10 protein-coding genes are annotated in these 13,478 nt (G+C 58.0%); 7 read left to right on the forward strand and 3 right to left on the reverse strand.

The features are described 5' to 3' along the window. Positions 1 to 322: 322 nt before the first annotated feature. Together M2103_RS10645 and M2103_RS10650 are read left to right on the forward strand one after the other, a co-directional pair. Complete coding sequence (locus tag M2103_RS10645) at positions 323 to 1,573, forward strand: FtsW/RodA/SpoVE family cell cycle protein (protein ID WP_277510483.1); 1,251 nt, start codon at positions 323 to 325, stop codon at positions 1,571 to 1,573. A 228-nt stretch (positions 1,574 to 1,801) separates the two neighbouring features. Then, entirely contained in the window at positions 1,802 to 3,586 is a 1,785-nt protein-coding gene (locus M2103_RS10650; protein ID WP_277510484.1) for an Rne/Rng family ribonuclease, read from the forward strand. A gap of 171 nt (positions 3,587 to 3,757) precedes the next feature. Here the strand turns inward: M2103_RS10650 and M2103_RS10655 are convergent, their stop codons facing one another. The 3 genes from M2103_RS10655 to M2103_RS10665 form a co-directional block, all read right to left on the reverse strand. Then, entirely contained in the window at positions 3,758 to 4,552 is a 795-nt protein-coding gene (locus tag M2103_RS10655) for a glycerophosphodiester phosphodiesterase family protein (RefSeq protein WP_277510486.1), read from the reverse strand. Between the two features lie 184 nt (positions 4,553 to 4,736). Continuing rightward, positions 4,737 to 5,537 carry a glycerophosphodiester phosphodiesterase family protein gene (locus M2103_RS10660; protein WP_277510489.1) on the reverse strand — a complete coding sequence of 267 codons (801 nt, stop codon included), beginning with the start codon at positions 5,535 to 5,537 and terminating at the stop codon, positions 4,737 to 4,739. A 95-nt stretch (positions 5,538 to 5,632) separates the two neighbouring features. After that, positions 5,633 to 6,328 (reverse strand): L-ribulose-5-phosphate 4-epimerase, encoded by a 696-nt coding sequence (locus M2103_RS10665; protein ID WP_277510490.1) that lies wholly within the window; start codon positions 6,326 to 6,328, stop codon positions 5,633 to 5,635. Positions 6,329 to 6,553: 225 nt separating this feature from the next. On the opposite strand from M2103_RS10665, the gene M2103_RS10670 reads away from it, so the two are divergent. The 5 genes from M2103_RS10670 (at position 6,554) to M2103_RS10690 (ending at position 13,476) form a co-directional block, all read left to right on the forward strand. Beyond that, the gene (locus M2103_RS10670) at positions 6,554 to 7,894 is read left to right on the forward strand and encodes a sn-glycerol-1-phosphate dehydrogenase (protein ID WP_277510491.1); all 1,341 of its coding nucleotides are present in this window, start codon (positions 6,554 to 6,556) and stop codon (positions 7,892 to 7,894) included. 335 nt (positions 7,895 to 8,229) lie between these two features. After that, a complete protein-coding gene (locus M2103_RS10675; RefSeq protein WP_277510492.1) occupies positions 8,230 to 9,618 on the forward strand; it encodes an MFS transporter in 1,389 nt (462 codons plus the stop codon). Between the two features lie 198 nt (positions 9,619 to 9,816). Then, positions 9,817 to 10,602, forward strand: coding sequence for a DeoR/GlpR family DNA-binding transcription regulator (locus tag M2103_RS10680; RefSeq protein ID WP_277510493.1), 786 nt, complete (start codon positions 9,817 to 9,819; stop codon positions 10,600 to 10,602). Between the two features lie 66 nt (positions 10,603 to 10,668). Beyond that, entirely contained in the window at positions 10,669 to 11,868 is a 1,200-nt protein-coding gene (locus M2103_RS10685) for an AAA family ATPase (RefSeq protein WP_277510494.1), read from the forward strand. 87 nt (positions 11,869 to 11,955) lie between these two features. Continuing rightward, entirely contained in the window at positions 11,956 to 13,476 is a 1,521-nt protein-coding gene (locus M2103_RS10690) for a carboxypeptidase M32 (protein ID WP_277510495.1), read from the forward strand. Positions 13,477 to 13,478: the final 2 nt, after the last annotated feature.

Consider the following 13,478-nt stretch of genomic DNA (forward strand, 5'->3'; position numbering starts at 1 on the left):
GGAACTCGGTGAGGATTTCATCCTCTGTGCCGACCGCGTGCGCCGGGTCGTTGAAGCCCCAATGATGATTGAAAAAAGGGGCAAGTTATATTTTGTCGTTTTTGTGGCTTGAGAACGCCAATCTGATGGTGATGCCGAATGTCACGCACATTGAGAATCCGGCATCTTTCCGGCGTCCGAATCCGAAAAAAATAACCGCCGCGGTTCGCTTTTTGCTCTTTCGCGCATTGGTGCGATGTGGTTTTTTGCATCCTTTCATTCCTCATTTCACGTTTTTCATTCCGCACTCCGCATTCCGAGTTCCGCATTCCATCCCGTCCGCATGGTAGCCAAGACACGCATTTCGTTGCTCGACTGGTTCAGCGCCTTCAAGATCAAGACGCAGGAGCGGTTCGACGTGTTCACGCCCGCGGCGTTGCTTGTGCTCGGCGTGACGGGGGTGATGTTTATTTACAGCGCGCAGCTCGAGCGGCACGGCACGGCGTGGAAGGCGCAGTGCATTTTTTGGGTTTTGGGCATCGCCGTCTATGTGGTGGTGTCGCTCATTGATTACCGAATCTGGCTCAGTTATGTGCACTGGATTTACATCGCCGCGCTTGTGCCGTTGGTGCTGGTGCTTGTGCCCGGTATCGGCGATTCGCAGTTTGGGGCGCAGCGCTGGATTAATTTTGGTTTCTTTAAATTCCAGCCGTCCGAGACGGCGAAAATCGCCGTTCTCCTTATGTCGGCGGGCATTCTCGCGCGCTCGAAAATAGGCAATGTGTTCGATTCGCTCGGAGTGCTTGGCAAATTGGCACTTGCGGCGGGCGTGCCCATCTTCTTGATCTTTCTGCAGCCTGATATCAAATCGGCCATTGTCCTTCCTCCCGTGATTTTCGCCATGCTTTACGTCTCACGCCTTTCGCTCCGCTTTTTCGCGGTGGTGCTGGGCGCGTTTGTGCTTCTTGTGGGCGTGGTCGCATGGGACACCGCGTGTTATGTGAATTTCATGCAGGAAAACGGCTACTCGTATCAAAACAGCGAACAGCGCGATCTTTACAACAAGCGCTCTCCGCTGCCTTTCCGCGGGTATCAGCGCAACCGCATCCTTGCCTTCGCCGCGCCCAACATCATCGACCAGGCGGGCACCGGCGATTCTTACAACCTCAACCAATCTCTCATCTCAATCGGCACGGGCGGGCTTACCGGCAAGGGCTGGCGCCAAGGCACGCAGGCCAAGCTCGGTTACCTGCCCACCGCCGTTTCGCATAACGATTTTATTGTCTCGGTCATCGCCGAGGAAACAGGATTTTTGGGAAGTCTTACGGTTATTAGTCTGTTCGGATTGATCCTGTTCAACAGCATACGCATCGCGGGTCTCGCAAGGGACCGCTTTGGAACCCTGATCGCCATCGGCGTGACGATGTTCTTCACGGTGCATGTGTTTGTGAACATTGCCATGTCCATCGGACTGGTGCCCATCACGGGCATACCGCTTCCCTTCATTAGCTACGGAGGCTCCTTTTTGCTTTGTTGCTGCTTGCTGCAAGGACTGGTCCAGAGCGTCTATCGTTTTAGGAGGGATTTTTCATGAAATCTGAAAAATCCAGCCTCGCGATACTGACCGCCCTGCCGGGATTTCCTGCGCCGCAACCACCGCGTATTGGGGCCGCCGACACCACCACCACACACAACAAAAGAAAAAGCCTGAAAGCCCGAAAACCTGAAAGCCTGAAACAAGCAGGCGCGCGCTCCCGACGCCGCCCGATTTTTTCAGTCTTCAGCCTTCGGAACTTCAGTCCTTTTCGCCCATACATACGCCATGAGCGACCAATCACAAACTCCCTCGCCGGGAAACTCCGGCGACTCCAACGCGCCGCGCCAGCAAACCCCGGCCGCCGCACTCCAGAAATACGACGAGGAGCTCGTCAACCCGCCTCCGCAAACGCAAGTTGACCCCGTCAGCCCCGCCGAACTCAAGGCCGGGGCGAAGGAACGAGCCAAGGATCGCCCGATCCTCCAGAAAATCCTCTCCGTGTTTCGAAAGGAAAAAACCACCTTCCGCGAGCTCATCATCAACTCCGAGCCGCTCGAAAAACGCGTCGCCCTGCTCGTTGACGGCACGCTCGAAAAGTTCGAGATCGAGCGCGACTCCGACAACCGCATGGTTGGCGGCATCTACAAGGGCCGCATCAAAAACCTCGACCCCGGTCTCAAGGCCGCCTTCGTCGATATCGGCTATTCCAAAAACGCCTTCCTCCACTACTGGGACATGCTTCCCGCCGCCGCCGACTCGTCCGTCGAGGTGGTGCGCGTGAACAAGCGCAAAAACGCGCCCCAGCGCCCCGCCGAGCCCACCATCAAGGACATTCCCAACCTCTACCCGCCCGGCAGTGAAATCGTCATTCAGGTCACCAAGGGCCCCATCGGCACAAAGGGCCCGCGCACCACGACCAACCTCGCCATTCCCGGCCGCTACCTCGTGCTCATGCCCTACTCCGACCAGTGCGGCATCTCGCGCAAAATCGAGGACAACAAGGAGCGCCACCGCCTCAAGCGCATGATCAACGAGCTCACCATCCCCGAGGGCATGAGCGTGATCGTGCGCACCGCGGGCGAGGGCAAAAAGACGCGCTACTTCGTTCGCGACCTCCACATCCTCCTCAAAACCTGGGCCGGCATTCAGCAAAAAATGCAGTCGGAAAAATCCCCCGCCTGCCTTTACCAGGAACCCGACCTCGCCGAGCGCACCGTGCGCGATTTCCTCACCGAGGAAGTGGACCGCGTGCTCGTTGACAGCTCCGAGGATCACTCGCGCATCCAGAACCTCGTCGCGCAAATCAGCAAACGCTCCCGCTCCAAAATCGCGCTCTACAAGGACAACATCCCGATCTTCGAGCGCTTCAACATCGAGCGCCAGATTGAGCAGACCTTCCAGCGCCGCGTGCCGCTGCCCAGCGGCGGCGAAATCATCATCGACGAAACCGAGGCGCTCATCGCCATCGACGTGAACACCGGCTCGCACAAAAACCGGGGCGGCGACGAGAAGAACACCATCTACGCCGTGAACCTCGAGGCCGCGCAGGAAATCGCGCGCCAGATCCGGCTCCGCAACCTCGGCGGTCTCATCATCATGGACTTCATCGACATGAAGGAGCGTCGCCATCGCAACGCGGTTTACGAGAAAATGGTGCAGGCCATGTCGGAGGACAAGGCGAAGAACCACATCCTCCCCATCTCGCAACTCGGCATCATGCAAATGACGCGCCAGCGCCAGCAGGAATCCCTTTCGAGCAACCTTTACACGGACTGCCCGTATTGCCGCGGTCGCGGCATTGTGAAGAGCGCGACGACCATGTCGGTCGAGCTCCAGCGCAAGCTCAGCTCGATTGTTCGCCGCCTGCAAAACCGCAACGACGGCAAGGAATACTCGCTGCGCGTGCTCGTGCACCCGAGTATTCTCGAGCGCCTCCGCAGCGAGGACGCCGAGCTGCTCGTGCGCATGGAGCGGCTCTACGGCGTGAAGCTCGCCTTCCGCGCCGACCTCAACTACCATGTTGAGAACTTCAAAATCATCAACGCGGTCACAAACGAGGAATATCGGTAGGCCGCACACTCATCTCGCAGGGGCGCCGCTTGCGACGGCCGCTCAACCTTGCAAGTAACAAAAACGCGAACCGAATGAGTCGGTTCGCGTTTTTTTGTTGGATTGAGGCGTGTGTTTGGCGCGCCGATCACCAGCGGGTGCGGTGTGGAATAAGCGAATGGCATGCCGCGATCATGGTTTTGTCCTGAATTGCGCCACCGCGTCGAGATAGGCTTTCACCTTGTTGGGATAGTCTGACGAAACGTAGGTGACGCCGTGGCGGATCGCCCAGTCCACCACTTCATGGTCATTGGCCTGCCAGATGGTGGTCTCGATGCCGAGCTTGTTGGCTTCGCTGATCAATTCCGGGCGGTTCATCATCACGTTCAGGGGATAGGAAATGCCTTTGTAGCCCAACTGCTTCGCTTCCGCGGGGCCCATCGCCTTCAGGCTGCTGCTCAGGTAGATCACCGTCATGCCGGGTTGGAGCCGGACCACCTCGTTGCACATGTGTTTGCTGAATGAGGTGATTTCCATCAGCGGGATGACGTCCATTTCGCGGGCGAGCGCCAGCACCGCCTCCACGACTTGCGTTTCGCGCTTCGGTGTCGGATGGGTTTTGATCTCGATTATCATTTTGGTCGCGGGGCCTTTTTTGCCCTGCTCGAAGATTTCGCGCAGCGTCGGCACCTGGCTTCCGTTGGGCAGCCTGGCGGCGCGGATTTCCGCGAACTTGTTTTTTTGCGCGTGCAGATCGGTGCCATTGATCTTGGGGCCGTGGACGACGATGAGCTGGCCGTCCGCGGTCATGTTGACGTCGAGTTCGGCCGCGTGGGTTCCCAGTTTTTGGGCGTTGGCGAGGCTCGAGACGGTGTTTTCCCACGAGCCCTCGGTGTTATAAAATCCACGATGGGCGATGATCTTGGGTTGCGCCGCGAGGTTCAGCATGCCGGCGGTGAGCGCGCACAATAAAAGCAGTTTTTTCATATCGGTCGGAGGTTGGGTTTTGGGTGAAGTTGCGGGGCGACGGTATTCTGGTTTATTCGGCGAACGCGAGGCGAAATTGGCGGGGCGAGCGTGGCGGCGGCGCGGCATGTATCGACGCGAGTCGACGTGTGGCGACATGTATCGGAACGATGCCAAACCGGGCGTCGCGAGCGAGGGGGATTTTTTACTTTTTAAACTGCGCGATCGCGTCGAGGTAGGCTTTGGCTTTGTCGGGGCTGTCCGTCGAAACGTAGGTGACGCCGTGGCGGATGGCCCAGTCGATCAGTTCGCGGTCGTTGACCATCCAGAGCGTGGTTTCGATGCCGAGTGCGTTGGCCTCGCGAACGATTTCGGGGCGGTTCATCATCACGTTGAGTTGATAGGAGAGGCCTTTGTAACCCAGCGCCTTTGCCTCCGCGGGGCTCATGGCTTTCATGTTGCTGCTGACATAGACAACCGTGGCGCCGGGCTGGAGTCGCACCACTTCGTCGCAGATGTGCTTGCTGAACGAGATGAACTCGATCTGCGGCACGAGCTCCATTTCTCGGGCGAGCGCCAGGATCGCCTCCACGACTTGCGTTTCGCGCTTCGGTGTCGGGTGGATTTTTATTTCGAGGATCAGTTTGGTGGCGGCGCACTTTTTCCCCTGCTCGAAGAATTCGCGCAGCGTCGGTATTTGGAGTCCGTTGGGAAGTTTGGCGGCGCGGATGTCCGCGAATTTGCTTTTTTGCGCGTGGAGTTTGGTGCCGTGGATTTTTGGGCCGTGGACGACGATGAGCTGGTCGTCCGCCGTCAGGTTGACGTCGAACTCGACTCCGTAAACTCCCAGCTTTTGGGCGTTGGCGAGGCTCGAGACGGTGTTTTCCCACGAGCCTTCGGTGGCGTAAAAGCCGCGATGCGCCACGATCTTGGGTTGCGCCGCGAGGTTCGCCGCGCCCGCGGCGGTCAGCATGCATAGTGATAAGAGTGAAAGCAGTTTTTTCATGTTGGGTTGGTGGGTTGGATGCGTTGGAAGGACAAAGCGGGGTGGGGCGGGGGAGTGCGGTGTGCGCGAGGATTGCGGTCGTGTTGGCGGGCAAATCACGGTTTCTTTTTCTGGCCGTAATAGGCGCCGGCTCCGTGTTTGCGGCTGTAGTGTTTTTCGATGAGCAGGTTGTTCATCGGCATTTCCGCGTTGAGCTGGCGGGTGATGAGTCCCATGCGGGCGATTTCCTCCAGCACGACGCTGTTGTGAACGGCTTCCGCCGCCGTCCGTCCCCAAGTGAAGGGGCCGTGGTTGGAGACGAGCACGCCCGGTGTGTGCAGGGGGTTGCGTTTTTCAAAGCATTCGAGGATCACGGCGCCGGTGTTTTTTTCGTAATCGGTTTCGACTTCGGGGGCGAGCATCGGGCGCGTGCAGGGCACCGGGCCGTGGAAATAATCGGCGTGCGTCGTGCCCATGACCGGGAGCGCCATGTTGGCCTGCGCCCAAGCGGTGGCGTGGCGGGAGTGCGTGTGGACGATTCCGCCGATGCCGGGGAACGCCTTGTATAACTCGATGTGCGTGGGTGTGTCCGAGGAGGGGTTGAGCGCGCCCTCCACGGTTTTGCCCTCAAGATCCACCACCACCATGTCGCCGGCGGTAAGCGCGTCGTATTCCACGCCGCTGGGTTTTATCACAACTAACCCGCGCTCGCGGTCTATCGCACTGGCGTTTCCCCAAGTGAAAATGACCAGCCCGTGTTTCACGAGGTCGAGATTTGCCTTAAGCACTTCTTCTTTGAGGTGTTCCAACATTTTTTGAATAAACTAGGAATGAGTTGAGGTGAGAATCGAGAGAGGCGTGGAATCGCTAAAACGCAAAAATAGAAAACTAAAAATAAAGAAAAGGAAAGAATAATTCTTATTTTTCTTGTTTTTTGCGAATGTTTCTTTCATTTGTCTGCTAAATAGCATGAAAAAGAAAAATTGATCGCGAGGAGACGCTCTTTCGTGTTCTGCCTCAAACAGAATATATTACCCATGAATAAAATACAAAACGCATTATCCCGCACAACCGACACCAAGGCGCTCATTATTGCCCGCGACGCGCTTCCCCAAACGGCGGAGATGTTCGCGGAGCTGTTTCCCGGCAGGCGCGCGCTTGTCATGGCGGACACAAACACTTATCCGATTGCCGGGCAAGCGGTTGTCGATTCGTTTCGACAGGCGGGGATTGGACAGGATGAGCCCGTTGTCTTTCAAGCACCGGAGCCACATGCGGAATGGACTTATGTTGAGAAACTTATGGGTATTCTCAATGCCACCGACGCGGTGCCCGTTGCCGTGGGTTCGGGTGTGATCAACGACCTCGTCAAGGTCGCCTCGCATCGTTGCGGGCGGCGTTACTTGTGCGTCGGCACGGCGGCCTCGATGGACGGCTACACGGCTTACGGGTCGTCGATTACTTACAAGGGCTCGAAGCAGGCTTTTGATTGTCCGGCGCCGCTTGGAATGCTTATCGACACCCGCGTGGTGGCCGCCGCGCCGAGCGACATGTCCGCTTCGGGATACGCCGATTTGCTGGCCAAGGTGCCCGCCGGCGCCGACTGGATTCTCGCCGACGCCATCGGAGCCGAGCCCATGAATAAGCCCGCTTTCGACATGGTGCAGGACGGGTTGCTGAATGCGTTGGGCGATCCGAAAGGTGTGAACGACGGACGGGAGGATCGCGTGGCGCCGCTCGTCGAGGGATTGTTGCTCGCCGGTTTTGCCATGCAGGCGCACCACTCCAGCCGTCCCGCGTCCGGCGCCGAGCACCAGTTCAGTCATCTGTGGGACATGGAGCACCACACTTTTAACGGGCAGGGTGTTTCGCACGGATTCAAGGTCGGCATCGGCACGCTCGCCTCGACCGCGTTTCACGAATTTTTGATCGCCGCGCCCGTCGGCGCGCTCGACATCGACGCGTGCGTCGCCGCCTGGCCGTCGTGGGACGAGACCGAAAAGGAAATCCGGCGCGTCTTCAACAACGACGAAAGTTTTCTCGGACGCTGTATCGGCGAAACGAAAGCCAAATACGCGACCCCAGTGGAATTGCGCGCGCAGTTGTCGGCGTTGCGGGAAAAATGGCCGGAGCTGAAACCCGCGCTCGAAAAACAAATACTGCCCTTCGCGGAGATAAAACGCCGCCTGCGCGAAGTGGGCGCGGCGCATGAGCCGGAGCAGATCGGCATTTCGCGCGCCAAGCTGCGCGAGACGTTCACCAAGGTGCCCTACATGCGGAGCCGCGTGAACGTGATCGACGTCGCCGTCCGATGCCGGTTTTTCGACGCCTGGCTCGACAGGCTCTTCGGCCCCGGCGGCGTGTGGGAGATCAAATGACCGCCGCATGAAAAATCGAGCCGAGCGGCCGACCATCCCCAACGGGGATGTGTCTCATAGCCCAAGGTTGGCGCGAGTTGCGAGCGCCTACCTTGGGTTTGATGAAAAAGAAAACACAACCCCGAGGGGGTTGTGTCTGCTGAAAATCCACGCCGGACACACCACAGGCCGCAACCCCGTTGGGGTTGGTTGTCTTTTCATTATTCCCGGGGTAGCTCGCCACGCTCGCAACCCCGGGCTATGAGACGGAAGCCCGTTGGGCTTCATGCAACGTCCCCTTTGTTTCGAAATTAATAATAATAGTCCGCCAACCCAAATAAGCCGAACAACCCAAAATGACCCCCGAGCAAAAACAGAGATTCAAATACTGGCAGACACGCACGCTGATAGGGACGATGTTTGGCTACGCGCTGTTCTATTTTGTGCGCAAAAACTTTTCGCTCGCCATGCCCGGCATCGAGGCCGACCTCGGCGTCACCAAAACCCAGCTCGGCATTTTCCTCACGCTCAACGGGCTGATCTACGGCGTCTCGCAACTCGTCAACGGGATGTTCGCGGACCGCAAAAACGCGCGCTGGTATATGTCGATCGGACTCCTCCTGTGCGCATCGGTGAACATATTTTTCGGCTTCGGGGCGGATGTCTCGGCGTTCCTCACGGGCGAGCACGACGGGGCGCGGTTCACCAGCACAATCGTGCTCTTTCTGGGCCTCATGTGGGTGCTCAACGGCATCTTGCAGGGCGCGGGATTTCCGCCATGCGCGCGATTGCTGACCCATTGGATTCCGCCAAGGGAGCTCGCCACAAAAATGTCGATTTGGAACACCTCGCACTCGGTGGGCGCGGGCCTGGTGGTCATCATGTGCGGCTACATCATGACCAACATGGGCGAGGGGCCGAATCACGTCGGGGCGTGGAGATGGTGCTTTTGGATTCCCGGGCTGATCGCGCTGGCGGGCTCGGCGGCGCTTTTCATGACGCTGCGCGACACGCCCGCGTCCGTCGGCTTGCCCGAACTGGAGGGCACCGAGGTCAGGAAAAACGCCACCAAAAAAGAACAGTCCGCCGAAACCAAGCTGCTGATTCGCAAAAAAGTGTTCGGCAATCCGATCATGTGGATTCTCGCGTTCGCCAATTTTTTTGTCTACATCGTGCGCTTCGCGGTGCTCGACTGGGGGCCGTTTCTCCTGAGCGATTCCAAGGGCGTGAGCCTCGCGCACGCGGGCTGGCTTGTCGCCATGTTCGAAATCGCGGGCATCGCGGGAATGCTTTTCGCGGGATACGCCACCGACCGGTGGCTCGGCGGCAGGGCGCACCGCACCTGCGTGTTCTGCATGCTGGGCACGGCCATTTTCATGGCGATATTCTGGCGACTCGAGCCGGGGATTCCCGTGTGGATTTATTACGCGACACTCTGCGCCGCCGGATTCTGCATCTACGGACCGCAGGCGCTCATCGGCATCGCGGCCGCGAACCAGGCGACCAAAAAAGCCGCGGCCACGGCCAACGGATTCAAGAGCATGTTCGGCTACGCGAGCACGATGATTTCGGGCGTGGGTTTCGGTTACGTGGCTCAGCACTACGGATGGAATTACACCTACCTGGCGCTGATCGTCGTCTCGTTCATCGGCATGGGCATCCTCATGCTGATGTGGAACACCAAGGCCGACGGCTACGGCGATCTGGAACGCATTGAAAACGCCGGAGCCGGCGAAAAAAGATAGGGAAAGAATCAAAATTGGAATAGCCGCAAAAAGGCGCAAAAGGCTCAAAAATAAAGAAATGCATTTTATGATATGAAATTTTTTCACGCCTCCTGCGCCTTTTTTCGGCTATTGGATTGCGAGATTTAATTTAGAACATTCTTTCAAGGACCCGGGAAAAAGGCATCGTCGTGATGTTAACCCGAAAGCAACCATCCCATGTTAAGCATCGCCGAAAGACATAAGTATATTCTCGACCTTCTCAACACGCACGGATTCGTGCGCGTCACGGACCTCGCGGAACGTCTCGGCATGACAAAAGTCACCATCCGCAACGACCTCAAGATGCTTGAGGGAAAAGGCATGCTCTACCGCATGCACGGCAGCGCCAGCAAAGCCAACCCGCACGTGAGCGACGTGAACGTGAAAGTGAAGGGGCAGTTGAACAGCGAAAAAAAGCGCCTGATCGGACTGGAGGCGGCGCGGCACATTTTGGAGGACGACTCGGTGATCATCGGCTCCGGCTCGACCGTCGAGGCCTTTGCCGCGGTGCTCAAGCCGGTGCGCCACCTGAACGTCGTCACGCTGTCGTTGCGCGTGTCCATGCTGCTATGCGAGCAGGAAAACATCGACGTGCTGCAACTCGGCGGCAACGTGAATCACAACTCGCTTTCCGTGCGCGGGGATTATTCCGCCTCCGGGCTCGCCAACCTCGTCTGCTCGAAATTGTTCATCGGCGTCGACGGACTGGACCTTGAATACGGCGTCACCGCCTCCACGGTGGAGGAGGCCACGCTCACGCAAAAGATGATGCAAGTGGCGTCCCAAGTGGTGGTGCTGGCGGACTCGTCGAAGTTCGGCAAACGAGGTTTCGGCCGCATCGGATCGCTTGAGGACATCGACATGCTCGTGACCGACGACGGCATCCCGGAGCATTTCAAAACCGCCCTGGAAGACGCCGGCGTGGACGTGCGCGTGGTGGCGGGCGAAAGGCCATTCGCCTAAAGGACCATTTTGCCGACTGCGGCAAATTAGTCTGGACTATTTTGCCACGTCCGGCAAAACGGTCTCATGTCACAGCGCCTCCGTTTTTACGATTCCCTGCTTGCATGGCATCTCAAAGAATATCGTCAGATGGCATTTGTCAGCGGTCCGAGGCAGGTTGGAAAAACGACCGTGTGCGAAGGCACAGCCGATGTTTGCTGGAATTGGGACAACACTGACGATCGACGCCTAATGTTGTCGGGGCCGTCCGTCATGGCGGATAAAATAGGCATTGATCAGTTGCGCGAGAAACCGCCGGTTGTGGCCTTTGACGAACTACACAAGTATTCGAAATGGAAAACACTGCTGAAGGGATTTTTTGATACATACGGAAAAAAAATAAAAGTGGTTGTTACGGGGAGCTCGCGTCTGGATGTTTTTCGACGGGGCGGCGACAGCCTCATGGGCAGATATTTGCTTTATCGAATGCATCCGTGGTCGGTCGCGGAATGTCTGCACACGGACATGCCGGCCAATCCTGTTCGTTTGCCAAAAAACGTAACCGATGCCGATTGGGATGCGCTGTGGGCGCATGGCGGATTTCCGGAGCCATTTCTTAAAAGAGACGCCCGTTTCACCAGACGGTGGAACACACTGCGGCAGGAGCAGCTTTCCAGGGAGGATCTGCGCGAGGTGAGCCAGTTGCAGGATTTGGGCACTGTCGAGGTGCTTGTCCAATTGCTGGCGGAACGTTCGTCGCAGCAACTCGTGTATGCCAACCTTGCCTCCGAGATCGGCGTTTCGGTGAACACAATAAAGCGTTGGGTCGATCTGCTCGGCCGGTTGCACTATGGATTTTTGGTGCGCCCTTGGTTCAAGAATATCAACAAGGCGTTGCGCAAGGAGCCCAAGTGGTTTTTGCGCGATTGGTCCGGCATTGAGGACGTTGGTGCGCGTGCGGAAACATTTGCCGCCTGTCACTTGCTTAAGGCGGTGGAGGGGTGGACCGACATGGGCTTGGGTCGCTTTGAATTATACTACTTGCGCGACAAAATGAAGCGGGAGGTCGACTTCCTCGTGACGCGCGATCGCAAGCCCTGGTTTTTGGCCGAGGTCAAACATTCGGAGACGACAATTTCTCCCGCACTTGGTTATTTTCAAAGGGAAACCAAGGCGGCGCACGCATTTCAGGTTGTCTTGGACATGCCGTATGTGAATGCGGATTGCTTCAAGGAATCCGCTCCCGTGGTTGTTCCGGCGCGCACATTGTTCAGCCAGCTTTTATAATAAAGGAAGAGTGGGTGTTGATAAAAACAGCTTCGTTTTTTGAATTTCTTGCTGCGTAGCGCCACTGGGCGCTGTTTTATTTGTAACATGTCAAAACTCATTGATGGTTCCGTTGCCAAACTTTCCTCGCTTCTCAAGCGCCCGCATTTGTTTCTCACGATTACCGAGCTCCTCGGCTGGGACGAGCAGGTCTATCTTCCCCCCGGCGGGGCGGAGCATCGCGCGGAGCAGCTTTCCGCGCTGGCCGAGGCGGCGCATGCGGCGGTGAGCGATCCGCGCATCGGTGAACAACTCGCCGCGCTCGAAAGTCCGGAGGCGTTCGAAAAACTGACCGCGCCCGAGCGCGCAATCATCCGTTGTGCGCGCCGCGATTATGACCGCGCGACAAAACTTCCCGCCGAATTTGTCCGCGAGAAAGCCGCGCAAACCAGTCGCGCTTATCATGCGTGGGCCGCCGCGCGCGAGAAATCGGACTTTGCCTCCTATGCGCCAATGCTGGAAAAAAACATCGAGCTTGTGCGGCGCGAAGCCGCGCATCTCGGGCATGGAGGCACAGGCGCCGAGGCTTACGATTACATGATCGACCAGCACGATCCCGGCATGAACGCGGCGGTGACCGAAAAGCTCTTCGATGAACTGAAAGCCGGCTTGGCGCCGCTCGTGCGCCGCATCACCGAGTCGCCGGTGAAAGCGCGGCCCGATCTTTTGCGCGGATTTCCCGTGGAGAAACAACACGCGTTTCTCCGCGATGTCACGGAGCGCATCGGGTTCGACTACAATCACGGCCGCATCGACATTTCGATCCATCCGTTTTGCTCGGGCACGGGCGACGACATCCGCATGACGACGCGCTACGACGAAAACAACCCGCTCGATTCGCTTTTCAGCGCGATCCATGAGGCAGGGCACGGCATTTACGAGCAGGGGTTGACCGCCGGCGTGCGCCACACCGCGCTCGGACAGGCCGCGGGCATGGGCGTGCATGAATCGCAAAGCCGCCTGTGGGAAAATCAAGTCGCCCGCAGCCGCGGTTTCTGGCGTTGGTTCGAGCCCAAGTTCCGCGCGGCGTTCCCCGAGCAGATGCGCGCGATTTCGTCGGACGAATTTTACCTCGCGGTCAACGCCGTGCAGCCAACGCTCATTCGCGTCGATGCCGACGAGGTCACATACAACCTGCACATCATTCTGCGCTTCGAACTGGAAAAGAAACTGTTTTCCGGCGAGCTCGCCATCGCCGACCTGCCGCGCGCGTGGAACGCCGCGTCGCGGGAGCTCCTCGGGCTTGAGCCGCAAAACGACCGCGAGGGCGTTTTGCAGGACGTGCATTGGAGCGCCGCGTCGTTTGGATATTTTCCGAGCTACTGCATTGGCAACATGGTGGCCGCGCAGCTTTGGTATTCCGCGCTGGCCGAGCGTCCCGCGCTCGAGGATGATTTTGCCCGGGGGGATTTTTCGTGGATGTTGAAATGGCTGCGCGAAAAAATCCACTCGCAAGGCAAGCAACACGACACGCTCGAACTCGTGCGCCACGCAACCGGCGGCGAGCTTTCGCCTAAATGGCTGCTGCGTTATTTGGAGGAGCGTTACGCGCCGCTGTATCTAAAGTGACA

The organism is Ereboglobus sp. PH5-5 (genome assembly GCF_029504805.1).
GTDB lineage: Bacteria > Verrucomicrobiota > Verrucomicrobiia > Opitutales > Opitutaceae > Ereboglobus.